Raw genomic sequence first — 23,132 nt, 5'->3', positions numbered from 1 at the left:
ACTCGCATCGTGCGGGGGGTGGGGGGAGGGCGCCTTCTGGGATGCGCCGGGTGGGGCGCCGCCGAACGGTTGATTTGCCCTTTCTGGCCTAAGGGGGCGTCAGGTGTGGGTGTTCTGTTGGCGGTCGTGGGTGGCTCCGGCCGTCGGGGGATCGTCCGGGTGGCGGCCGGGGGGCGTTCGCGCAGTTCCCCGCGCCCCTGAGGGGTGGGGTTGCTTGTGTGCGTTGTTCGGCGCGGGTGATCCGGGGCTGATCGCGCAGTTCCTCGCGCCCCTTGGGGGGTGGGTGGCTCGTGTGGGGTTTTGGTGCGGGAGGTCGGGGGCTGGTCGCGCAGTTCCTCGCGCCCCTTGGGGTGGGTGGTGGGTGTTTGCGCAGTTCCTCGCGCCTCTGGGGGAGGCGGTCCTGAAGGGGTTACGGGTGGTGGTCGTGTGGGTGGGTCAGGCCCAGGGCTGACAAGTCCTGGGGGCGTAGGTGGAGTTGGCCGGCGGTCGTTTCGGTTTGGTCCGGTGGGCGTTTGAGGATGACGGCGGCCAGTTCCGGGGCGATCACCGAGAAGTAGCTGTCCGGTGTGGTCCAGGTGTTGCCGGGGGAGGCCAGGGCCAGGGCGCCGCCCGAGCCGCCCTCGCCGATGACCAGCGTGGTCACCGGGGTGCGCGCGCCCGCCACCGCCGCGAACAGGTCCGCGATCGCCGCGCCCGCCCCCTGCCGCTCGGCCTCGGCGTCGTTCGCCGCGCCCGGGGTGTCCACCAGCGTCAGCACCGGGACGCCCAGCCGGTCCGCGAGCCGGATCAGCCGGGTGGCCGTGCGGTAGCCGGCCGGGCGGGTGGCGGTGCCGCACTGGGCGGCGTAGGCGACCGTACGGCCGTCGTGTTCGCCGAAGCCGCACAGCATGCCCTCGTCGGTGCCGCCGCAGCGGTCGCCGCTGATGGCCGCCCGTTCGGTGAAGTAGGCGTCCAGATAGGCCCGCGCGCGCGGCCGCCCGGCGGCGCGGGCGCGGCGCACGGCGTCCCAGCCGGTCGCGGGCAGGTCGAGTGCGCCGAGGGGCGGTGGCGGGGGCGCGGGGGAGGGGCTGTCCTCCCGGGACGGCCCGGCCAGCAGCCGCAGCCAGCGGCCCAGCGTCCCGCGCAGTTCACCGGGCGGGACGACCGCGTCGGCGGCGCCCGCCGCCACCTGCGCCTCGGCGGTGTACGCGGCCGGGTCGGCGTCCGCCGGGCGCACCCGGGACCCGGCGAAGCCCACCTGCGCCCCGGGCAGCGCCAGCACCACGTCGGCGCCCGCGCCCAGGGTGGCCCAGCCGCCCCCGGTCGTCGGGTCGCGCAGCAGGGCGATCTGCGCCAGCCCCGCCTCACGCAGGAGCACCGACTGCCGGGCCACGCGCTGGAGCTGGGTGAGGGCGATCATGCCCTCCTGCATCCGGCTGCCGCCCGTGGCGATCAACGGCACCACGGGCAGCCGGTGTTCGCGGGCGTGGACGTAGGCGGCCTCCAGCCGGTCCCCGGTGCGCTCGCCCAGCGAGCCGCCGAGGAAGCCGAACTCGAAGGAGATCAGTACCGCGAGGGTGCCCTCGACCCGGGCGGTGCCGCAGATCACGGACTCGGTCTCGCCGGTGCGCTCGGCGGCCCGCGCGTGCGCGGCGTCGTAGCCCCGCCAGCCGAGCGGGCCGTCGGGGACGGACGGGCGGACGGGCGGCGGCAGTTCGGTGAAGGTCGCCTCGTCCGCGACCAGCCCGATGGCCTGCCGCGCGGTGGGACGGCCGGTCACGGGGTCAGCGCCCGCTTCATGATCTTGCCCATGTCGTTGCGCGGCAGGGCGTCGAGGTGGTGCAGCACCCGGGGCCGCTTGTGCGGGGCGAGCCGTGCGGCCACATGCCCGGCCAGCTCCTCCAGGGTGGGCGGCGCCGCGGGGTCGGCGGGCACCACCCAGGCCACGATCCGCTCGCCCAGGTCGGGGTCCGGCTCCCCGGTGACGGCCGCCTCGCGAACGGCCGGGTGCTCCAGCAGCGCGTTCTCGATCTCCCCGGCCCCGATCTTGTAACCGCCGCTCTTGATCAGGTCGGTGGCTCTGCGGCCGACGATCCTGACGTACCCGTCCGGCTCCCGTACCGCCATGTCGCCGGTGCGGAAGAAGCCGTCGCCGGTGAACGCGGCGGCGGTGGCGTCGGGCCGGTTGAGGTACTCGGTGAACAGGTTGGGCCCGCTCACCTGGATCTCCCCGACACTCTCCCCGTCGTACGCCGTGATCTCGGAGCCGTCCTCCTCCACCAGGCGCAGCCGCACGCCCGGCAGTGGCACGCCGACGGTCCCGGCGCGGGCCTCGCCGTCGGCCCGGACGCTGGTGTTCATCAGGGTCTCCGTCATGCCGTAGCGCTCGATGACCCGGCGTCCCGTCGCCGCGGCGATCCGCTCGTGGTCGTGCACCGGCAGCGCGGCCGACCCGGACACCAGCAGCCGTGCCCCGGCCAGGGCCTTCGCCAGCTCCGGGTCGGCGGGCAGGGCCTCGGCGAGGCGGTGGTACATCGTCGGCACCCCGAACAGCATCGTGGCGCCCGAGGCCAGCTCCCGTGCCACGCCGTCGGTGTCGAACCGGCCCAGATGCCGTACGCCGCCGCCGCGCCGCAGCGGGCCCAGCACGCCGAGCACCAGCCCGTGCACATGGAACAGCGGCAGTCCGTGCACCAGGACGTCGGCGTCCGTCCACTGCCAGGCGTCGGCCAGCGCGTCCAGGGTCGAGGCGACGGCCCGGCGGGGGAGGACGGCGCCCTTGGGCGGGCCGGTGGTGCCCGAGGTGTAGACGACGAGAGCGGGGTCGTCGTCCCCGGCCGTCTCCTCGGGGAGCGTTCCCGAGGCGTGCACGTCGACGTCGATCCGGGTCAGGTCCCCGAGGGCGGCGGGGAGTTCGGCGCCCGGGGCGGCGAGCACGATCTCCGGCCGGCTGTCGGCCAGGATGTGCCCCAGCTCCTTCCCGCCGGACTTCGGGTTCAGCGGCACCAGCGGCAGGCCGGCGAGGAGCACGCCCACCGCGCCGACCGCCGTCTCCAGCTCCGGTGTCGCCCACACGGCGACCCGGCGCGCGCCGCGCACCCGCGGCGCGAGGGCACCGGCCGCGGCGGCGAGCCGGGCGTACGTCAGCGACCGCTCACCGAACCGGAGCGCGACACGCTCGCCCGGTCCCTGGGCGAGTGCGGGAAAGAGGGAGGACACGCGGGCACTCCTTGACCGTCGGACACCGGGGGAGACAACTGGGGGACAACACCCACTTCCTACCCGAACCCCGCCCCCAAGGGCCGCACCCGACCCGTGACCCCGGTCACCGACCTGCCGTGACGTCCACCCCCTCCGACAATCGCCGGGTTCCCACCACCACGGCCAGATCCGGCGCGAGACGCAGCTCCACGGCGTCCAGCGCCGGGTGCCGCAGCCAGTGCAGCCGGGCCAGGTCCGGGCGGCCGTCGTGCACCGGCGGCCGGGCGGTGGCGGGCGTGAAGTCGTCCACCACGACCGTGCCGCCCGGCACGATCAGCCGCTCCACGTCGGCGGGCGGGTCCCCGTCCGTCTTGCCCTGCCCGCCGCCGTCCAGGACCAGCAGGTCGAACGGCCCGTGCTCCTCGAGACGCCGCCAGTCCCCGGCCAGCACCCGGACGTCCGGCCGGTCCGCGAACACGGCCGCGGCCGCCTCGGCCCGCTCGGCGTCCCGCTCCGCGCTCACCAGCCGGACCCCGGCCCCCGCCCCCGAGGCGAGCCAGGCCAGTCCCACACCGAGCCCGGTGCCGGTCTCCCCGATCACCCGCGCGGCACCGCCCGCCAGGGCGTGCAGCAGACGGCCCTGCTCGGGACGGCAGGAGTACGGGAATCCGTGGGCCCGGGCGGCGGCGACGGCCCGGTCGACCAGTGGGGGCAGTCCGCCCGCCGAGGCGTGCGCGGCGGTTCCGTTCAGCGACATGCCCCGATCCTGCCGGGCGCCCTGACGGGGTCTCCACCGGGCGCCGCCCGTCCTCCCGGGCTCAGGCCGCCGCCTCCACCACGTCCGCCACCACGCAGCTGACGTTGTCCGCGCCGCCCGCGCTGTTCGCCGCCGACGTCAGCGCGGCGACCGCGTCGTCGGGGGTGGACGCGGTGGCCAGCAGGTCCCGGATGCGGTCGTCCGGCACGCAGGTGGGCAGGCCGTCGGAGCACAGCAGATAGCGGTCGCCCGGGCGGGCCTCGTGCAGCCGCAGGTCCGGAAGTGGCTCGCTCGTGGCGGAGAGGGACTTCAGCAGCAGCAGGCGCTGCGGGTGGGTCTCCGCCTCCTCCGGCGTCAGCCGGCCCTCGTCCAGCAGGGACTGCACGAGGGTGTGGTCCTGGGTGATGCGGAACAGTTCGCCGTCGCGCAGCACATACGCCCGTGAGTCGCCGATGTGGGCCAGTGCCAGCGCCGAACCCGTCCAGAGCATGGCCGTCAGGGTCGTGCCCGCGTCCCCGGAGCCGGATGTTTCCCGGACGGCCTCGGACGCCTCGCGCACGGCGTCCTCCAGCAGCCCGAGGACGCCTCCGGCCGGTACCTCGGCGGTGTCCAGCGCGGTCAGGGCGCGTACCGCGGCGCCGCTCGCGCCCTCGCCGCCGGGCCCGTAGCCGTCGGCCACCGCGAGCAGCCGGCGGCCCGCGTAGGCGGTGTCCTGGTTGGCGGGGCGCACCAGGCCCCGGTCGGAGCGGGCGGCGTAACGGAGTTCCAGCATGACGGTGTCCTCCTGCGACGGTGCCGACAGATGTCCGACGAGGAACGCGGCGAGGTCCCGCCGCACCGCCGTCTCGGCCTCGACCCTGGCCCAGTGGGCGCGGATCTCCGCCGCGGCGGCGGCCGGGTCGTGCTCGTGGAGCGCGCGCACCTCGCGTATCGCCGCCAGTGGCATCCCGAGCCGCCGCAGCCACGCCACGAGCCGGGCCGCCTCCAGCTGTCCGGCGGCGTAGTAGCGGTACCCGGTGTCCGGGTCCACCCGCGCCGGGCGCAGCAGCTCCAGCTCGTCGTACAGCCGCAGCGCCTTCGGCGTCAGCCGGCAGGCCTTCGCGAAGGCGCCGATCGTCAGCATGTCCATGAGCACCTCGCCTCGTTCTCGTCCTTGCACCACCGATGCTGGGGCTTGCCCGAAGGTGAAGGTCAAGGGCTGCCCGGCCCTGCGGCTGGGCCGACCCCGGTCCGCTGCAGCAGGCCCCAGGTGAACTCGGCCGCCACGTCGTGACGTACGCCCTGGGCGTCGGGGGCGGTGAAGGCCAGGCCCCAGCGCGTGGGGGCGGTGCCCTGGAGGGGGCGGGCCGGGGCGAAGGCGCGGGCGGCCTCCTCGACCGTGCAGGACCAGGGCGTGAGGTCCTCCAGTGTCCGAAGCCGGGGCGCAGGGGCTCCGGGGGCGCGGATCAGCCACTCGTTCCAGACTCCGCCGTCCGGGGCGAGCAGCACCTCGAAGCGCAGGCCGGGCCAGAGCGGGACGGGCCAGAGCAGGGCCTCGCAGTCCAGGTCGCCGACGCGGCGGGCGGCCGTGGACTCCGGGGGGCCGAGGACGGAGCGGTAGCGGCGGGCGGCGCCACGCGCGCGGGGTGAACGGGCCATCGCCTGCCACCGCTTGTTGGCCTCGCGCATCTCGCCCGCCGACACGCCGAGCTCGCGCCGGGCGTTCTCGACCAGCCCCGGGTTGTGGTCGGCCATCCGGCGCAGGAGCACCAGCTGGAAGTGGAGCGGTGTGAACGGCTCAGCGGACGGCATGCCCCCCATCGTCGCGCACCCGCGGCGCGCCCGGCCGTCGGCCGTCCGGCAGGAACAGCACCGAGTTGACGTACCGGGGCCGCGAGGAGAAGGGCAGTACCCGGCGGAGCAGGCCGTGCGAGGCGACGTGCGCCGCGCCCGCCTGGTGCTCCTGGAGGGGGAAGGCCGCCAGCGGCACCCAGCGGTCCGAGGGCAGCACCCAGCCCTCGTAGCCGAGCAGCCCCAGATACGTCACCACCGGCGCGACCGGCTGGATGCGCGACTCCAGCTCCACGAACAGCGCGGGCCGGTCGCGCGCCAGCAGCGCGGTCGCGCCGCGCAGCACCGCCAGTTCGTTGCCGTCCACGTCGACCTTGACGAAGCCGACGTCCCGCAGGCCCAGGTCGTCCAGCGCGACCACCCGCACCGGCACGGCACGGGCGTGGATGTCCCGCCGTACCAGCGAGGAGACCCCGCGGTCGCCCGGGTCGTCCTGCGGTAACCAGAGCCGGGCCATGCCGGGGCGGTCTCCGGCGGCGGCCTGGATCACCCGGACGTTCGCCGGGGCCGTCCGCGACAGCAGCCGCGCCAGATGCGGCACCGGCTCCACGGTCACCACCCGGCGGGCCCGTCCGCACAGCCGCCGGGTCCACGGGCCGTACCAGCCGCCCACGTCCACGGCGGTGCCGCAGCCGGTGGGGCACAGGTCGCCGAGCCGGGCCAGCTCCGGTTCGAAGCGCGGGTACACCGCCCGTGCCGCCGCCGCGACCAGACGCGGCGGCAGATGCGGGACGACCCGGGCGGCCAGCGTGGGACGCCCGCCCTCCGCACCGCCCGCGCGTCCGGTCTCCTCCGGGCCCGCGCCCACGCGCCCGGTCTCGGCCCCGCCCGCGCCCACGCGCCCGCTGTGCTCCCGGTCCGCGCTCACGCGCCCCCTCCCTTCCCCGCCGCGTTCACGGCGCCGTCCCCGGGGCCGTGGAACGGTCCTCCCCGGGCATCCGCAGCAGCAGGTCCTCGTGCTCGTCCTCCGCCACCTGCTCCCCGGAGGACGGCAGCAGTTGCGGCACGCCGTCCACGATCGGGTAGCGGCGCCGCAGCCGCGGGTTGTACAGCGCCTCGGCCGCGCCCGGGTCGTCGGGCGCCAGCAGATGCAGCGGGCCCTTGTCGAGCGGACAGGCGAGAATCTTCAGCAGCGGGTCGTCGGACTTCACGGTGGGGTCAACTCCTTGGCACCTATCGGGGGTCGGGAAACGGTGTCGTGCTTCGGTATGGACAGCAGCACGCTCACCGCGAGGCAGATGCCCGCCAGCCGCAGCGTGAGCCGGACCGGATCGGCCGGGAGCGCCTCGCCGAAGGTCAGCGAGCCCAGCACGGCCGTGTACAGGCAGGTCACGGTCGTGCACACGGGCACGATCAGCGACGCCCGGCAGCGCTGGAGCGCCGCCTGCGACATCACCAGCCCGAACGCGCCGGTGAACAGCAGCAGATAGGGGTACGGCGAGCGCAGCACACCGGTCAGCGCGGCCCACGGCCCGCCCGCGCCCAGGTGCCCGGACACTCCCTTGATGGCCAGCGAGCTGACGCCGTAGAGCACCCCGACCGCCACGCCGTACTCGACGCCCGTGGTCGGCATCCGGTGCCGGCGCGCGGCCCGCCGCTCGGCCGCGCGGTACAGCCACACCCCGCCCGCCAGCGACGGCACGCACACCAGCAGCACCAGCGGATAGGGCGCGGATCGGCCGACGGTGGCACCGCTGCGGTCGTGCTCGTCCAGCGACAGCACCACCATCAGCAGCGCGCCGAGGATCGCCGCCAGCGCGTACCGCTCCCGGCCGCTGGTCTCCTCCTCCAGCAGCCGTGCCGACAGCAGCACCAGCAGGACCAGTCCGGAGACGAAGATGCCCTGCGCGGCGGCGATCGGCAGCGTCCGGTAGACGAGGAGCTGGGCGGCGAACCCGGCGGCGAGCGCCACCGACCCGGCGATCCACAGCGGGCTGCCCAGCACCTGCCGCAGCAGCCGCGCCGGACGCCGCACCGACACCTCCGGCATGCCCGTCAGCGCCCGCTTCTCCAGCACGAACCCACCGCTGTACAGCAGGTTCGCCAGAAGGGCCGCGGCCACACCCCACCACATCCGGTTACGTCCTTCGCGCGTGCAGCAGCAGGATCGAGGCGAGCGGCGCGCGGGCGCAGGCCAGCCGGTCCAGTGCCCGCAGCGGCCGCGGCACCCCGTGGAAGGGCGCGCCCCGAAGCCGTACGACCTCGAAGCCGGAGGCGGCGACGAACTCACTGAGCGCCCGTGCCGTGTACAGCCGCAGATGCCCGACGACCTCCCGGCCGGGCCGGCCGTGGATCGCGCGCAGGCTCACCTCGGAGAACACCGGCTGCACCCCGGCCAGCAGCAGCCCGCGGTTGTACCAGGCGGCCAGGTTCGGTGTGGAGAGCATCAGATGACCGCCCTTGCGCAGCACCCGGCGCAGTTCGTCCAGGGCCGCGTCCGGGTCGACGAGGTGCTCGATCACCTCGCTGAACAGCACGGCGTCCGCCGAGCCGGTCCCGAACGGCAGTCCGCCGCCGGTGAGTTCGCCGCGCACCGCGTACGGCAGCCGGGTGCGGGCGCGGCGCAGCGCGTCCTGCGACCAGTCGACGCCGACCAGCCGGTGCCCGGCCAGCAGGGGTGCGGCGGTGGCGGCGGCGGTGCCGTCGCCGCAGCCGATGTCCAGGACGGTGGCGGGCCCCGCGGGGCCGGAGGCCGGGCCGAGCGCCTCGGCGAGCATCCGGGCCTGGCGCAGCGAGCGGGCGCTGCCGGAGGCGACCGGCACGGCCGGGTTCTCGTAGAAGTCGCGCAGGTCCTTGGGCGGCGGAGCGGTGGCCGTCATTCGGTGACCTCCGTGGAGTGCAGATGGTGCTCGAAGAGGTCGCGCAGACGGGCGCCGTCGGCCTGGCCGAGCAGGCTGCGCGACCAGCGCAGCGCGAGATGGAGGCGGCCCGCGGTGGACGCCGTCGTCACGGTGAGGCCGCGCGGCATGCGGGCGGGGGCGGAGAACCACACCGCCCGGGCGCGGCCGGTGTCCTCGCCGAAGTCCAGCGGGTAGGGGATGCGGCCGATGTTGCTGAGCAGCGCGGTCGAGGTCCACGGCGCGGCGGCCCGGCGCAGGCCCCGGGTCGCGGCCGCCCGCCACACGACCGGGGCGACGGGCGCGGTCAGCAGGGCCGCGCCGTGGCCGAGCTGGGGCCGCGGCTGCGCCTTCAGGGCGCGGGTGCGGGCGGCCGTGCGGCGCAGCAGCTGCGGCAGCGGGACGTCCAACTCCTCCGGGGCCAGGGTGACTTCCACCAGCCGGGTGCCGTTGCCGATCGGCATCGACGCGTCCCTCGGCCGGTCGTCCACCGGCATGGTCATCCGCAGCGGGCGGGGACGGGTGCCGTGCTCCCGGTTCCAGTGGGCCAGGGTGAGCGCGGTCGCCACCATCAACTGGTCGTTCACCGTGTACCCGGCGCCCTCGGGGCGGCGCGGCAGCGGCAGTTCGGTCACGATGACGGCGTTGCCGGGAGAGCGGTCCGGGGTGCCGGGGGCCACGCGCGCGGGCCTGGCCCAGTTGGAGGGCGCGGCGGGCGGCGGGACGGCCTGGGTACTGCGCACGGGAGGCGCGGCGGGCGAGTTGTCCCGCCCGCTGTACAGCTCCGCGGCGGTGGCCAGCACCCGCAGACAGGCCGGGCCGTCCAGGGCGGTGTGGTTGACGGTGAGGACGAGGGCCGTGCCCCCGTCGACGCCCTCGACCGCCTCCAGCCGTACCGGCGGCGACATCGACAGCGCGGGCGCGGACGCCAGGGCGCGGGCCCGCGCGGCGCGCAGCGCGTCCTGGCCCGGCCCGGTGAAGGTCACCACCTCCGTGTCCGGGCCGGCCGTCAGCTCCCACTCGTAGCGGCGGCGGTACCAGCGGCCCGGCGCCTCGCGCATCAGGACGCGGGGGTGCCGGCGCAGCGCCTCGTAGAACGCCTTGCGCAGCCGGGGCGGATCGACGGGCCCGGGGAGGTGGACCTCGATGTGGACGGTCTCCGGCTCCGCCTCCTGGAGGCAGTGCCGGGAGACCTCGTCCACGACGGGGAAGGGGACCCGGGCCGTCATCCGCGGTCCCCCTTCGCGCCCGGCTCGCCCGGCCCCCGCGCGGAGACCGTCGGCCCGGACGCGCCGCGCGGGAAGGGCTCGGCCGCGCCGCCGCGACGGCGCCGCCGGGGCAGGGAGGGTGCCGCGCGAGGACCCGGGACCCCCGAGCCGCCCCCGGGCGCCGGACCCGGCTCCCGCACGCTCACCAGCGCGGCGAACAGGCCGACCAGCGCGAGCAGTTGGGCGGCGGGCCCGAAGGCGCCGTCCCCTTCGGCCACCGGCCGGCCCGCACCCGTCGCCGCCGCGATGCCCGCGACCGTGAGGCAGGCCAGGGCGAGCGGGACGAGGACGGTGTGACGGCGGTGGGCCAGCAGGGCCAGCGGCGGCACCAGCAGCGCGAACCAGCCCGCGACCGCCACCGCCACCAGCGTCAGCGCCACCGTGCCCAGCCAGACGCCCGGCGCGGGCGCGGCCGGCTGCGGCTCGTCCGGGTTCTCGGCGCGCCGGCGCCACAGCACCAGGCCGATCAGGACGGCGATGCCCACGCCGCTGCCGATCAGTGCGGCCTCGTAGGTGCCGGACGGCTCGTAGGACAGCTGCACCGTGCCGCCCGCCCCGGCCGGGACGCGCCAGCCCTGCTGCCAGCCGTCGAGCCGGACCGCGGTCAGCTCCTTGCCGTTCAGGGTGGCCTTCCACCCGTCGTTGTGGTTCTCGTACGTGGTGAGGTACGAGGCCGCTCCGGAGCCGACGGTCACCTCGCGGCGGTCGCCCAGCCAGTCCTCGATGCCCAGCTCCCGCCCGGCGGAGGACGGCTCGGTGAACGTGCCCCGGGTCAGCGTCACATCGGTCAGCAGCAGCGCCCCGGAGTCCGAGGACTCCAGCCGGTGGCTGCCCTCGGACAGCTCCAGCGCGCCGCCCTCGGCGTCCGTCCCGCAGAGCGTGACCTGCACGGCCCGGTGCTCGGTGAGATCGCGCACCAGTCCGGAGACACCCGTCTCGTACAGCTTTCCGTCGACCGCGACCACCGGGCCCTTCCCGCACGGCAGCTCGAAGGCGCGCTCGGGGTCGGGCTGCGGGGCGCGGTAGCGGTCGAGGACGGGGATGTAGGCCTCGGTCAGGCCGACCGGCAGCTGGAGGTCCTCGTCGACGACCGGGTTGTGCAGGGTGAGCGGTGCCGTCCTGGTGACGGTGATGTCGAGCCGGTCGGTGGTGATGGCCGGGAAACGGACCCAGCCGTTCTCGTCCACGGCGGCGACGGTGGCGCCGTCCGGGGAGCTGAGGGTCACCTCGGTCGGCCGGGTGGTCAGACCGCCCGCCGGGGCCAGCACCAGCTCGCTCACCGGCTGCTTGTCCGGCCAGCTCAGCCGGAGCGTGGGACGGTCCCCGGCGATCCAGGCCGTGGTCAGGTCGCCGTCGGTGAGGTTGCGCGCCGACAGGCCCACGCCCAGGCGGGCGGTGGAGTCGGCGGTGGCGGTGATCCGGCTCCGCTGGTCGGGCGCCACCTCGTAGAGCAGCCGGTCGAGCTGCTCACCGGCCACGGGCACGGCCGAGGCGCGGACCTGGTAGGTGCCGGCCGCGTGCACGCCGAAGACGCGGCGCAGGCCCGCCTCGGTGCCGGTCGGGGAGACGCTCGCCGGGTCGGCCGTGCGGTGCAGGGACACCACGTCCGCGGCGGAACCGGAGTCGCGGGAGTCGGCGGGCAGCCGCAGCAGCCGCGCCACGGTCACGTCCGGCAGGCCGATCTCGGAGAAGCCCGCGCCGGCCAGCCCGGTGCGCCGCTCGACCGAGTCGACGATGGTCAGCCTCATCCAGCCGGTGGCGCCCTCGGGCGCCCGCACGCTCTGCTTCTGGCCGTCCGGCCGCAGCAGGCTGGTGACCGAGCCCCGCTCGGTCTCCACCCGCACCTTCGTCGGCGCGGCCCGCACACTGCCCTGCGGCAGCGGAGTGACGTCGAACGAGGACGGCATGGCGTACTCGCCGGTGAAGGCGATGCGCAGCCACTGCCCGTCGGGCGAACCGGCCGAGCCCTCCGCCCACGCGGTGTTCGGGTCGCCGTCGAAGGCGCCCACCGGGTCGAACTGCGGCAGATGGAAGAACCAGCTGCCGTAGGAGGAGGCCGTCACCGAGCGGGCGCCGCGCAGCTCGGCCACCGTCTGGTGGTCGATGCCGGTCACCGGCAGGATCTGGTGCGGTTTCTCGCCCGCGTCCTGGTGGGCCTCGGGCGCGTTGCGCTCGTCGCGGGTGTACGTGTACGAGGTGTTGGCGTTGACCAGCCCGAACCGGGTGTCCGCCCGGCGCAGCCCGTCCCCGTCGACGCGGACCGGCGGGGTGCCGAGCCCGGGGTGGTTGTCGCCGGTCAGCACGGACGCCCGGCCGCGCAGTTCGGCCGCCAGCGGCAGCAGCGCCTCGGGGCCGCCGGAGACCTCGGCGGTGTCGGCGACCGCGGTCAGCCCCGCCTGTCCCGGCCGGGGCACGGCCGTGTCGGCGGGCCGGTAGATCTCCACCGCGCGCACCCGCGGGTACAGGCCCTCGACCTGGATCGGGGTGTCCTCGGCGATCCGGCCGACGGTCATGACCGGGCCGAGCCCGGTGACCCGCTCGTAGCCGGACTGCTCCAGGGTCCGCTTGACGGTGGTGGTCGGGGTGTAGCCGATCTGGTCGGGGTCCAGGTCGTTGCGGACGACCACGTAGTACAGCCCGGCCCGGCTCAGGTAGTCGGCGAGGCCCGGCACTTCACCGCCGGTCAGCAGGGCCTGCTCGACGGCGTCCATCGCGCGCCGGTTGCCGGCCGTGCCGAAGGGGACGTAGTCGCGCTGCGCCCAGCGGGACTCGGCGACCACGTCGAAGGGCTGGTCGATGGTCGATCCCCAGGTGTGGACACCGTGCGCGGTGGCCGGTACGACCAGGGCCCGCGAGTCGGGCGAGTACTTCTCCAGCCAGCCGGCCGTCGCCTTCCAGTACGTGGGGATCTGCTGGAACGAACCGGGGTTGAGGATCGACCCGTTGAGGTACGGCAGCAGCAGCCCGGGAAGCACGAGCACCGCCGCCAGGAGCGGCACCAGCCGCCTGCCGGGCACCGCGCGCGCCCCGCGCGTCTCGGCGGCCACCGCCACCAGATGGGCGAGGCCGAGGGTGAGGGCGAGGGCCACACCGGTCTGGAACTTGTAGATGTTGCGGAACGGGGCCAGCGCCCCGTCCAGCCAGGTCTGCACGGTCCCGTGGAAGGGCGCGCCGAACGTGCCGCCGTACCCGGCGAGCAGCACCAGCGCGCACACCAGCACGGTCAGCACCAGCCAGCGCCGCTCCGGCATGTCCCGGCGGGCCAGTCCGGCGAGCCCGGCCCCGGCCGCGAGCGCCGAGCAGACGATCACCAGCGCCGAGGACGCCACGGTCCATCCGGCGGGCAGCCAGGCCTCGCCGAAGTGCAGATAGGCCACCCAGTTCCCGGCGCCGCGCAGCGCCTCGGCGGCCGACATGGTCTCCGTCGTGGTCTGCGAACTCTCCACATAGGGCAGGAAGTTCTCGCCGTACGCGCCGAGCAGCAGCAGCGGGATCCACCACCAGGCGGTGGCGACGATCATCGCGGGTGTCCACCAGGCGATCAGTTTGCGCCGCCGGGGTCCTGGCGGCCGGGACAGCAGATACAGCCCGACCGGGACCAGACTGGCCAGCGTGGAGGCCGCGTTGACCCCGCCCATGAACGGCACGAGCAGCGCCGAGCGCAGGGCCGCGACCCGGGCCGTGTACCGCTCGTCGGCCAGCGGCAGCAGCACCCAGGGCAGCAGGGCGCCGGGCAGCGCGGCGGCCGAGGTGGAGCCGACGACGATCGTGAACACCGGCCACAGCGCGTACGCCGTCGCGCCCAGCAGCCGTGAGGCGCCGCTGCCCACGCCGAGCCGTTCGGCGAGCCGCAGCGCGCCCCAGAAGGCGGCCGTCACGATCAGCGAGAGCCACAGCCGTTCGGCGAGCCACACCGGCACCTCGGCCGTACGGAACACCCAGTGGAAGGGCAGCATCGGCCACAGATAGCCGACGTACTGGTCGGAGATCCCGCCGAAGCCGCCCCGGTCGTGCCACAACTGGCCCAGGTCGGCCAGGAACTGGCCGGGGTCGGTGGTGACGCCGAGCTTGGTGTCGAAGGTCTGCCGGCCCGGCTGCACCGCGAGGAACAGCGTGAGGACCACGGCCCAGAACCCCAGCAGCCAGCGCCGTGACCGCGGCTCTTCGGGCGGGCCGGGCGCGGTCGCGGAGGTGGGGACGGCCGCCGGGGGAGGAGTCTGGACCGTGGTCGTCATGGGGCACACCGCCGGAGGATGAGAAGGAGGTTCCAGGTGGCGAGTTCGCGAAGGCCGGGTGCCTTGACGATCGTCTCCGCCAGGAAGGGCCAGTAGCGCGAGCGCGCCGAGACGACCCGCACGTCGTCCCGGGCCCGCACCTGCCGCAGCGTGGGCCCGATGTGTACGGCGAACAGGTTCTCGCCGAGGGTGTGCTTGGCCGGTCGTCCGGTGCGGCGCCGGTAGCGTTCCCGGGCGCGGTCGGCGCCGAGGTAGTGCCAGGGCGCCCACTCGTGACCGCCCCACGGGGACAGCCAGTTGGTGAACGACACGTAGATCAGGCCGCCGGGCCGGGTCACCCGGGCCAGTTCGCTGAGGAAGGTCTGCGGATCGGCCACGTGCTCCAGCACGTTGGAGGAGAAGGTGACGTCCGCGACGCCGTCGCCCAGCGGCAGCAGATAGCCGTCGGCGACGACGGACCCCTCGGGCGCCCCTTCGCCGAGTTCCACCGGATCGGGCTCGAACAGGTAGGCGTTCGCGCCGCGCCGCCGGAACTCCTCGGTGAAGTACCCGCTGCCGCCGCCGACGTCGACGACGACCTGCCCGCCGAGCGGGCCGGCGTGGGCCTCCACCTGGTCGGCGGCGTCCCGGGCGAGGAGCGAGTAGCAGTACTCCGGGTCGTCCTGCTCGCGCAGGAAGGCCCGGAAGAGGGTGAGGGACCGCCGGAAGGAGGGGTCCTTGAACCGGGCGGGCGGCGCGGTGCCGCCGTGAACGGCCCGTGTCCGGGAGCCGGCCTCACCCTCGAGTCGGTCGGGAGTCACGTGCCCCAGCCCCTGACGGCCTCGGCGGCGACCGCACGGAACTGCCGTACGGTCCGCTCCCAGCGATAGACGGCGGCCCGCTCCCGCGCGGCCTTGCCCATCAGCTCACGGCGACGGGCGGACAGCGCGAGCGAGCACCAGGCCGCCGCGAAGGACGACTCGCCCCTCGCCAGCACCCCGGTCTCGCCGTCCACGACGGAGTCGCGCAGCCCGGGGACGTCGAAGGCGACGGCCGGCGTCTGCCGGACGGCGGCCTCGGTGACGACCAGACCCCAGCCCTCCACGGCGGAGGGATGGAGCAGCAGCCAGGCCGCGCACAGCAGCCGGTGCTTCTCGGCCTCGGACACGTGCCCGACGAAGGAGACGCTCTCGCCGGCGAGCCGCTGGAGCCGCTCGCGCTCGGGCCCGTCGCCGATGATCACCAGCTTGCCGCCGGTCACGGGTCTGACCCGCTCCCACAGCCGCAGCAGCAGATCGATCCGTTTGTACTCGACGAGCCGGCCCACCGCCACGAACAGCGGGTCGGGCGAGCGCTCGGCGAGGGGGCCCGGCTCCTCGACGCCGTTGTGCACGACGCGGATGCGTTCGCGCTCGACGCCGATCCCGCGCAGCGCCTGCGCGGTGGACGGCGAGACGGCGACGAGCAGCCCGTCCTGCCGCCGGGCCCCGGTCAGCGCCCAGTGCTCCAGCCGGCGGCCGATGCGGGCCGCGGGGGCCAGGGGCCCGCCGAAGCGCATCTTCCACAGGTCGGTGTGGACATGGTTGACCAGGCACAACGTGGGCCCCTTGTGCCACAGCGGCGACAGATAGGGCATGCCGTTGCAGACCTCGACCAGCAGGTCGGTCTCGCCGACCTGGCGGGCGAAGGCGGAGCGGGCGCGAAGGTAGTGGCCGTAGGTACCGCCCGCGGACACGACACGGTAGTCGCGGTAGGCCGCGGGGCCCCCGCACAGCAGGGTGACCTGGTGGCCGAGGCGGGTGAGGCCGTCGGCGAGCCGGTCGACGAGCAGCTCGGAGCCGCCTGCCGACGGGTTCCCGAGGTCGCGGTGGGCGAGGAAGACGATCCGGCGCGGTTCTGGGGGAGGCGCCGGGGGGAGCTGCGTCCGGGGGAGCGCGGTGCGCAGCGGGGATGGCACGTGCTGGGGCATCGGTGCTCCAACAGGGGTCAGGGTGCGGAACTCAGCGTGGGGTCATGCGTGACTGTGGGGGGACTGAGCCGTTCGTACGAGGGGTGTGTGGACGGCCTGTGCTGGGGTGGGGTTCGACAGTTTTCGCCCAGGCGTTCCCCACGGCTACTCACCGAGGTGACAATTTCGGGCACGGTCCGGGCTGATGCCGTGTCAGATCGTGAGCCGGGGTGGAGGTGGTCCCGCGAGGGCCCGGGGGAGGTCCGGGGGAGGTGCGGGGCAGGCCCCGGCGGAGGCCCGAAAAACCGGGCGAATGTTCACACTGTTCGGCAAATCACATCACCGACCCTTGACTGTGTGTCAACAGTGTGTCGACACTGGGCACGCCTGAGACAGGGGTGGGACGCCGGGGTGGGACGACCTTTCGGACCGGAGAGGCTGACCCTGAGATGTCCAGACTGCTCGCCGCAACTGTCACCGTCGTGGCCGCCGCCGCGCTCGCCGTGGGCGCCGCCCTCGGCGTCGTCGCCCTGCTCGAAGCCGCACCCGAGCAGCCCAACAGTCCGCTGATCACCTATGAGCAGGCGGGCGACGGGAGCACACCGTGACCGTAGAAATCACCGCTGTCGCCACCCGCTCCGCCTGGCACGACGTGCCGCGCATGCAGGTGCGCCGGTTCGCCGCCATCGCCCTCGCCGAGGCACCGGAACTCGCCCAGCAGATCATGAGCGAGATCCGCCGCGAGTACCCCCACCTGCCCGTCGTCCTCGACGACAACGGCGAACCCATGGCCCTGGTCGGCATCCGCCATGCCATCGAGGCCTTCGTCCGGCGCGTGGAGAACTCCGAGATCCGCCCCACCGTGCCGCCCGAGGTCTTCCACACCTTCGGACTCGGCGAGGGACTGGAGGGCCGCAGCCTGGACTCCCTCCAGGCCATCTACCGGATGGGCGTACGCCTCGCCTGGCGCCGGTTCGCCGAGATCGGCCAGCGCGTCGAGATCCCGCCGCCCGCGATGTACGAGCTGGTCGACGCCGGGTACGAGTTTCTCGACGGCCTCGTCGACCGGACCGTGCGCGGCTACGCCGAGGCCGCCGCCCGCCAGGCCGGGGAGCGGCTGCGCCTCCAGCGCCGGCTCATGGAACAGCTCCTCGCCGACCGGCACCGCAGCGACGGCGGCGACGCCCTCGGCGAGCGTGCCGCCCGGGTCGGCTGGGCGCTGCCCGGCCGGGTCGCCGTGGGGGTGCTGCTGCGCCCGGCGCGGGAGGCGGTCGCGCCCGCGGTGGGGCAGGAGGTGCTGCTCGACATGGAGTACGAGCAGCCGCGCATGGTCGTCCCCGATCCCGACGCGGCGGGGCGGCGCGAGCTGCTGAACAGGGCGCTGGCCGGCTGGGCGGGCGCGATCGGGCCGCCGGTGCCGCTGGCCGACGCGGCGAAGTCGCTGCGCTGGGCCGAGGCCGCCGTGCGGCTGATGCAGCGGCGGCTGCTGCCGGCCGGTGAGGTGCTGTTCTGTACCGAGCACACCGAGGCGCTCGTCCTGCTCCAGCCCGAGGAACTGCTCGACGATCTCGCCCTGCGGTGCATGGCGCCGCTGGCCGAGTGCGGGCCCACGCACGGGCGGCGGCTCGCCGAGACGCTGCTTGCCTGGCTGGAGACCCGCGGCGGCGCCCCCGAGGTGGCCGCGCGGCTCGGCGTCCACCCGCAGACCGTCCGCTACCGCCTCCGTCAGATCCGTGAGATGTGGGGCGACGAGATCGACGACCCCGACCGCCGTTTCGAACTGGAACTGGTCCTGCGCGCCCAGCGCCTTCGCGGCCGCCTGGGCGAAGCGGTCGACTGACAGACCCACGCCGACCTGCGCACCCCGCTTCCAGGGGCGCGGGGAACTGCGCGACCAGCACACGACGCCCTGCGTCCGGGGGCGCGGGGAACTGCGCGACCAGCCACGACGCTCCCGCACGGGCGAACAGCAGGACGGCCCCCGCATACGCCATCGCGTGCGCCGCCGGGCCGGTCGGAGAGGTGCTGTCGGTGGCCGGGATGCGCGCGGAGCGCCGCGCGCCGAGCCATTGCCGGGTGAAACCCCCTTTGAGTAGCCTGTGTTCGTCATTCCGATCGGCTGTTGAAATTTCGAACACAGCCTCATCAAGGGAGGGGGCCGACGTGGGACGCCTCGTGCCTGCCGTGACCCGGGCTCTCGACATACTCGAGCTCTTCCTCGACGGGGACGGCACACTCTCCGCCCCCGACATCGTGCGCAGGCTCCAGCTGCCGCGCACCACCGTGCACGAGCTGGTGACCACGCTCGCCGCACGCCAGTACATCGTCCCCGTGCCCGGCCAGCCCGGACGCTACCGGCTCGGCGTACGCCCCTACCAGCTCGGCAGCCGCTACGCCGAGCAGCTCGACCTGGCCGCCGAGGGCCAGCAGGTGGCCCGCTCGGTCGCCGAGACCTGCGACGAGACGGTGCATGTGGCGATCCTGGAGGGCACGGACGTCATCTACATCGCCAAGGTCGACTCCACCCACGCCGTGCGGATGGTCTCCGCGGCCGGCCGCAGACTGCCGGCGCACTGCACCTCCGTCGGCAAGATGCTGCTCGCCTCCCTTCCCGAACAGGAGCTCGCCGCGCGCGTCCCCGACGGCGCCGAGCTGGTCGCCATGACCCCGAACAGCATCACCGACCCGGGCGCGCTGCGCGAGGCCCTGGCCGGGATCAGGACCCGCGGCATCGCCGTCGAGAGCCGGGAGTCCAACCCGGACGTCTCCTGCGTGGCCGCCCCCGTGCGCGACCGCACCGGGCAGGTCGTCGCGGCGCTGTCCATCTCCGTGCCGATGATCCGCTGGAGCGAGGACCGCCACGCCGAGCTGGAGCAGCTCGCCGTGAAGGGCGCCGCCGAGCTGTCCGAGCGGCTCGGCCACCGGAGCGCGGTGTGAGCGGCTGTGAGATCGCGGTCCGCGCCGAGGCCGAGCTCGGCGAGGGCCCGACCTGGGACGCCGCCGCCGGCCGGCTGCTCTGGGTCGACATCCTGGGCCGCCGGGTGCACACGTACGACCCGTTCACCGGTGTGCGCACCGTGCGCCGCACCGAGCAGCACGTGGGCGCGGCCAAGCCGCGGACCGGCGGCGGCCTGGTGCTGAACCTGCGCGACGGCGTCGGCCTGCTCGACCCCGACGACTCCTTCCGCTGGCTGCACCGCGAGCCCGTCCCCGGCCGGCGCGGCAACGACGCGGCCGTGGCGCCCGACGGCTCCCTGTGGGCGGGCACCATGCGCTACGACGAGGCACCGGGCGGCGGCACCCTGTCCCGGCTGACCGGCGAGGGGCGGCCGTCCGTCGTCCTCGACCGGGTCACCGTCAGCAACGGCACGGGCTGGAGTCCGGACGGGCGGCTGATGTACTACATCGACTCGCACACCCGACGCGTCGACGTCCTCGACCACGCCGACGGCCGGGTTTCCGGCCGCCGGACCCTCGCCGCGATCGAGGAGGGCGCGGGCTTCCCCGACGGACTGACCGTGGACGCCGAAGGCTGTGTCTGGGTCGCCCTGTGGGACGGCGGCGCCGTACGCCGGTACACGCCGGACGGTGTCCTGGACCGGGTCCTCGAACTGCCCGTGCGCAGGCCGACCGCGTGCGCGTTCGGCGGTGCGGACCTGTCCGACCTGTACATCACCACGGCCCGCACGGGACTCACCGGGCCCGGCCCGTTCGCGGGGTCGCTGCTGGTCGTCCCCGGCGCGGGGAAGGGGATCGCGCAGCCCGCGTTCGCCGGGTGAGGAGGGAGTCCGGGCGAGCGGGGCGGGGTCCCCGCCGGACCGGGTGCGGCGGGGCGGGGCCCCGCCCTACGGCAGTCCCGCCGCCTTTCTCTCCGCCACGGTCAGCGGCGGCCCGTCCAGCGCCGGTCTGAGCGGGCCGACCGCCGCGGCCAGCAGCACGCTCGGCGTCAGCAGTACCGCGCCGCCGCGCTCCAGGGACGTCACATCCGTCACCCGGCGCGCGATCCGGCCGTTCCCCGTCGCCGTGTGCATCAGCCGCCCCACGTAGTCGGCCACCAGCCGCTCCCGCCGGGTGGGTCCGCGCTCCGCGGCGCCCGGGTAGAAGACGTCCTGGCCGATCGCGAGGTCCCACGCGGCGCCGACCGGCCGGGCCACCGCCCGCTGCACCCGGCGGGCGACGCCCGGCGCGCCCAAGCCGTGACGGCGTGTCACGTCGCGCAGGATCAGCGCGCTCTGCGCGGCGACGGCTAGCCCGTGCCCGTAGACCGGGTTGAACGCGGCCAGCGCGTCGCCGAGGACGACCAGGCCCTCGGGCCAGCGCGGCGCGCGCTCGTAGAACTGGCGGCGGTTGGCGGTCGAACGGTTGAAGGACACGTCGGTGAGCGGCTCGGCGAGGTCGACGAGGTCGGCGATCAGTGGATGACGCAGCTCCACGCGGGCGAAGCGGGCGAAGTCGGCGGTGTCGGGGGAGGGGGTGCCGCCGCGGGTGCCGGACAGGGTGACGATCCAGCGGCCGTCCTCGACGGGCAGCAGGAGCCCGTTGCGGCCGGGGCCGCCGGCCCGCGGGTCCGGCTGGATGTTGACGACCGGGAAGCCCGTGCGGGCCTGCTCGGGGGCGCGGAAGAGGCGGCTGGCGTAGGCGAGGCCGGAGTCGACCTCGCGGCGCTCGGGGGCGGGCAGCCCCAGGGCGGCCAGCCAGCCCGGCAGCGCCGAGCCGCGCCCCGTGGCGTCGACCACCAGACCGGCCTCCAGGACCCGCTCCTCGCCCCCGCCGCACGGCCGTACGCGTACGCCGGTGACGGCCTGCGCCGTGCCGGTCAGCGCCAGCGCCTCGGTGCCGTCCAGAAGTTCGACGCACCCGTCGGCGAGGACCTCGGCCCGGACCGTGGCGTCCAGCAGATCCCGCCCGGCCAGGATCACATGGTGCGACTCGGGCCAGCGGCGGAACCAGCCCGACGGGGACAGGGCCACGATGCCCGTGGTGACCGGCATGCGGTGGGCCCCGGCCGCGCGAAGCGCGCCCGTCACGCCCGGCAGCAGATCCTCCATCGCGCGGACCCCGCCCGACCACAGCAGGTGGCCGTGCCGGGCCTGCGGCAGTCCCCTGCGGGGCGCGGGACCTGTCGGCAGGGTGTCGCGCTCGACGACGACGACCCGGTCCGCGACGGCGGTCAGGGCGCGGGCGGCGAGCATGCCGGAGTGGGACCCCCCGAGGACCACGGCCGTTCTGGCGTCGGAGGAGGTGCGTTCGGTCATGCGGGGGCACTTTCTGCAGGGGCGGTGGCACGGGCGCGGACCGCCTCGAGGTCCTCGGGATGCCGCAGGGCGAGCGAGACGGACTGGATCTCGCGCATCAGGTACTCGGTGTCCGCCGAGCCGCTGCCCTCGCGGTCGGGGTGCAGCCGCCGGGCCTCGACGGCCGCCAGAAGCGCCACGGCGGCGGCCAGCGCCTCCGCCCGGCCGGGCGGGTGGCCGAGGGCGCGGGCGGCGGCCCGGGACCGGCTGCCCAGTTCGTCGTCGAGGTAACGGGACACCTGGAGCAGGGCGTCACGGATGAAGGTCTCGCGGCGGATCAGCCGCAACTCGGCCGTGGCGCGCGGGTCGTAGGGCTCGCGACCGCCGCTGACCGTGCGCGTCACCACGTACAGCGGCCGCAGTCCGCGGTACTGGGCGCGCAGCCGCCAGTGCTCCTGCAGGTACTGGCCGGTGTGCGGGACGATGAAGCCCACGCCGACCAGGGCCGCCGAGAAGCAGGCGGCGGCCGGCGCCACGTACGTGCTCAGCCAGTCCAGGTCGTGGCCCGTCCAACGGGCCCCGACGGCGGTGAACTTGGCCGCGTCGAACAGCAGGTTCGTGGTGTAGCCCATGCCCAGGAACCGCAGCCCCCAGCGCAGCCACGCGTCCAGGCCGTCGGTGCGGATCCAGTTCCAGATCAGCCGGGCCATCACCCCGCACGCCACGGTGTGCGCGATCAGGTAGAGCACGATCTGCTCGCGCATGAACGGCGTGTTGGCGTAGTACGTGTCCAGGTCCCGCGTCCGCTCCACGGGCGCGTCGGCGAAGGCGAACAGCACCCACAGGGTGACGACCACACCCGCGCAGACGGCGACGACCCGGCGGGTGGCCCGGCGAGTGGCGTCCGAGCGGTCGGCGCCGTTGCGCCAGGCCACGATCAGCAGCAGCCAGGACGCGCACAGCGTGGTGAGCAGGGAGTACACCCAGGGCGCGGCGATGTTGGGCACGCCGGTGACCCGGTTGGTCCAGGCGATGGTGGAGGGGGCCGCGAAGACGAACACCGCGCAGCCGAACAGCAGCAGTCCGCCCACCGCGCGCAGCAGCGGGTCCCGCCACATCTTGACGATGCTGGGCAGTTTGATCGCCAGGGCGGTCGCCAGCAGCGCCGTCGGCAGCCAGATGGCCAGGTCGAGATCGGTGAGCACGCGGGGCGCGGTCAGCACGAGCGGCCCGCCGAGGGCGGGGGTCACCGCGCGGAACCTCCACGTCCCCGGTAGCCCATCGACCGCTGGACGGGGTCGAGGGACGGGCGCGGGTCCTGGCCCCTCAGCAGCGGCCGGAAGGCGGTGGCGAGGCGGTGGCCGAAGTCGTCGGCCTGGGCCTCGTCGGCCTGGCGGGAGCCGTTGCGGGCGGCGACGGTCAGCGCGGAACCGCCGAATCCGGCCAGCGCGTGCGCGGCGGCCGCGTGCCCGGGGCCGTGCAGATGGCGGTGTCCTGCGTGCAGATGCCACAACTCGTGCCCGAGGATCACCAGTTGCTGGGAGGCCTCGGCCCGCTCCTCCACGATGACCAGGTCGAAGTCCTGGAACTCCACGCACAGCCCGGTCACTTCGATCTCGTCCGGGAACCGCTCGAAGCGCAGCTCGACGGGTCTGCCGCCGCGCCGCGCGCTCATCTCCTCGCACAGGGCCCGGCACAGCTCGCGCACGTCGGCGGGCTGCCGCGCCCGCTCGCCGAGCGCGGCGCCGAGATCGCGGGCCAGCCCGCGCATGGCGGAGGCCGCCCTCGGCCGCCGGAGTGCCGCGACCCACCGGGCCGCTTTCCCGCGCGCCCCCGCGCTGTCCATCGAGCCCCCTTCCGCCGC

The 23,132-nt window shown here is 75.1% G+C and carries 20 protein-coding genes; 4 read left to right on the top strand and 16 right to left on the bottom strand.

All coding sequences use genetic code 11. The features are described 5' to 3' along the window. Positions 1 to 409 precede the first annotated feature (409 nt). From ACZ6SQ_RS06015 to ACZ6SQ_RS05955, 13 genes are all read right to left on the bottom strand, one after another. Positions 410 to 1,759 (bottom strand): carboxyl transferase domain-containing protein, encoded by a 1,350-nt coding sequence (locus ACZ6SQ_RS06015; RefSeq protein ID WP_469557126.1) that lies wholly within the window; start codon positions 1,757 to 1,759, stop codon positions 410 to 412. After that, entirely contained in the window at positions 1,756 to 3,198 is a 1,443-nt protein-coding gene (locus ACZ6SQ_RS06010; RefSeq protein WP_469557124.1) for an acyl-CoA synthetase, read from the bottom strand. The genes ACZ6SQ_RS06015 and ACZ6SQ_RS06010 overlap by 4 nt, the downstream gene beginning before the upstream one ends. 106 nt (positions 3,199 to 3,304) lie before the next feature. Next, positions 3,305 to 3,937: an O-methyltransferase gene (locus ACZ6SQ_RS06005; RefSeq protein ID WP_469557122.1), complete on the bottom strand. Its 633-nt coding sequence runs from the start codon at positions 3,935 to 3,937 to the stop codon at positions 3,305 to 3,307. 61 nt (positions 3,938 to 3,998) lie between these two features. Further along, a complete protein-coding gene (locus ACZ6SQ_RS06000; protein WP_469557119.1) occupies positions 3,999 to 5,066 on the bottom strand; it encodes a MerR family transcriptional regulator in 1,068 nt (355 codons plus the stop codon). 62 nt (positions 5,067 to 5,128) lie between these two features. Beyond that, positions 5,129 to 5,737 carry a hypothetical protein gene (locus ACZ6SQ_RS05995; RefSeq protein WP_469557118.1) on the bottom strand — a complete coding sequence of 203 codons (609 nt, stop codon included), beginning with the start codon at positions 5,735 to 5,737 and terminating at the stop codon, positions 5,129 to 5,131. Further along, positions 5,715 to 6,515: an FkbM family methyltransferase gene (locus ACZ6SQ_RS05990; RefSeq protein ID WP_469557227.1), complete on the bottom strand. Its 801-nt coding sequence runs from the start codon at positions 6,513 to 6,515 to the stop codon at positions 5,715 to 5,717. Before ACZ6SQ_RS05990 ends, ACZ6SQ_RS05995 begins: the two co-directional genes overlap by 23 nt. A 145-nt stretch (positions 6,516 to 6,660) precedes the next feature. Beyond that, positions 6,661 to 6,918, bottom strand: a complete 258-nt coding sequence (locus tag ACZ6SQ_RS05985; protein ID WP_469557116.1) for a Trm112 family protein — start codon at positions 6,916 to 6,918, stop codon at positions 6,661 to 6,663. Continuing rightward, a complete protein-coding gene (locus ACZ6SQ_RS05980) occupies positions 6,915 to 7,829 on the bottom strand; it encodes a hypothetical protein (protein ID WP_469557225.1) in 915 nt (304 codons plus the stop codon). Before ACZ6SQ_RS05980 ends, ACZ6SQ_RS05985 begins: the two co-directional genes overlap by 4 nt. A gap of 16 nt (positions 7,830 to 7,845) precedes the next feature. Further along, complete coding sequence (locus tag ACZ6SQ_RS05975; protein ID WP_469557114.1) at positions 7,846 to 8,586, bottom strand: class I SAM-dependent methyltransferase; 741 nt, start codon at positions 8,584 to 8,586, stop codon at positions 7,846 to 7,848. Next, complete coding sequence (locus ACZ6SQ_RS05970; protein WP_469557112.1) at positions 8,583 to 9,833, bottom strand: condensation protein; 1,251 nt, start codon at positions 9,831 to 9,833, stop codon at positions 8,583 to 8,585. The genes ACZ6SQ_RS05975 and ACZ6SQ_RS05970 overlap by 4 nt, the downstream gene beginning before the upstream one ends. Then, the gene (locus ACZ6SQ_RS05965; protein ID WP_469557111.1) at positions 9,830 to 14,107 is read right to left on the bottom strand and encodes an alpha-(1->3)-arabinofuranosyltransferase; all 4,278 of its coding nucleotides are present in this window, start codon (positions 14,105 to 14,107) and stop codon (positions 9,830 to 9,832) included. The genes ACZ6SQ_RS05970 and ACZ6SQ_RS05965 overlap by 4 nt, the downstream gene beginning before the upstream one ends. After that, entirely contained in the window at positions 14,104 to 14,781 is a 678-nt protein-coding gene (locus ACZ6SQ_RS05960; protein ID WP_469557223.1) for a class I SAM-dependent methyltransferase, read from the bottom strand. Before ACZ6SQ_RS05960 ends, ACZ6SQ_RS05965 begins: the two co-directional genes overlap by 4 nt. A gap of 122 nt (positions 14,782 to 14,903) precedes the next feature. Next, positions 14,904 to 16,055 (bottom strand): glycosyltransferase family 4 protein, encoded by a 1,152-nt coding sequence (locus ACZ6SQ_RS05955; RefSeq protein ID WP_469557109.1) that lies wholly within the window; start codon positions 16,053 to 16,055, stop codon positions 14,904 to 14,906. A 428-nt stretch (positions 16,056 to 16,483) separates the two neighbouring features. Between ACZ6SQ_RS05955 and ACZ6SQ_RS05950 the strand changes: the two genes are divergently transcribed. The 4 genes from ACZ6SQ_RS05950 to ACZ6SQ_RS05935 all read left to right on the top strand — a co-directional run bounded on the left by ACZ6SQ_RS05950 (position 16,484) and on the right by ACZ6SQ_RS05935 (position 19,813). Further along, the gene (locus ACZ6SQ_RS05950) at positions 16,484 to 16,642 is read left to right on the top strand and encodes a hypothetical protein (RefSeq protein WP_386381309.1); all 159 of its coding nucleotides are present in this window, start codon (positions 16,484 to 16,486) and stop codon (positions 16,640 to 16,642) included. A 53-nt stretch (positions 16,643 to 16,695) separates the two neighbouring features. Further along, positions 16,696 to 17,874 carry a PucR family transcriptional regulator gene (locus tag ACZ6SQ_RS05945; protein ID WP_469557221.1) on the top strand — a complete coding sequence of 393 codons (1,179 nt, stop codon included), beginning with the start codon at positions 16,696 to 16,698 and terminating at the stop codon, positions 17,872 to 17,874. 323 nt (positions 17,875 to 18,197) lie between these two features. Then, on the top strand, positions 18,198 to 18,971 hold the full coding sequence (locus ACZ6SQ_RS05940) for an IclR family transcriptional regulator (protein ID WP_469557107.1): 774 nt from the start codon (positions 18,198 to 18,200) through the stop codon (positions 18,969 to 18,971). Then, on the top strand, positions 18,968 to 19,813 hold the full coding sequence (locus ACZ6SQ_RS05935) for an SMP-30/gluconolactonase/LRE family protein (protein WP_469557103.1): 846 nt from the start codon (positions 18,968 to 18,970) through the stop codon (positions 19,811 to 19,813). Before ACZ6SQ_RS05940 ends, ACZ6SQ_RS05935 begins: the two co-directional genes overlap by 4 nt. 66 nt (positions 19,814 to 19,879) lie before the next feature. Here ACZ6SQ_RS05935 and ACZ6SQ_RS05930 read toward each other — a convergent pair whose 3' ends face one another. From ACZ6SQ_RS05930 to ACZ6SQ_RS05920, 3 genes are read right to left on the bottom strand one after another with little or no spacing between them, the layout of a single operon-like run. Continuing rightward, complete coding sequence (locus tag ACZ6SQ_RS05930) at positions 19,880 to 21,289, bottom strand: FAD-dependent oxidoreductase (RefSeq protein ID WP_469557101.1); 1,410 nt, start codon at positions 21,287 to 21,289, stop codon at positions 19,880 to 19,882. Continuing rightward, positions 21,286 to 22,488, bottom strand: coding sequence for an MAB_1171c family putative transporter (locus ACZ6SQ_RS05925; RefSeq protein ID WP_469557219.1), 1,203 nt, complete (start codon positions 22,486 to 22,488; stop codon positions 21,286 to 21,288). Before ACZ6SQ_RS05925 ends, ACZ6SQ_RS05930 begins: the two co-directional genes overlap by 4 nt. A 26-nt stretch (positions 22,489 to 22,514) precedes the next feature. Then, positions 22,515 to 23,114: a toxin-antitoxin system, toxin component family protein gene (locus ACZ6SQ_RS05920; RefSeq protein ID WP_389321032.1), complete on the bottom strand. Its 600-nt coding sequence runs from the start codon at positions 23,112 to 23,114 to the stop codon at positions 22,515 to 22,517. Between the last annotated feature and the right edge of the window lie 18 nt (positions 23,115 to 23,132).

The sequence above is a fragment of the Streptomyces sp. NPDC048600 genome (assembly GCF_055587025.1).
Note: the sequence above shows the minus strand (reverse complement) of the source record. Positions and strands in the feature narration are given on the sequence as shown.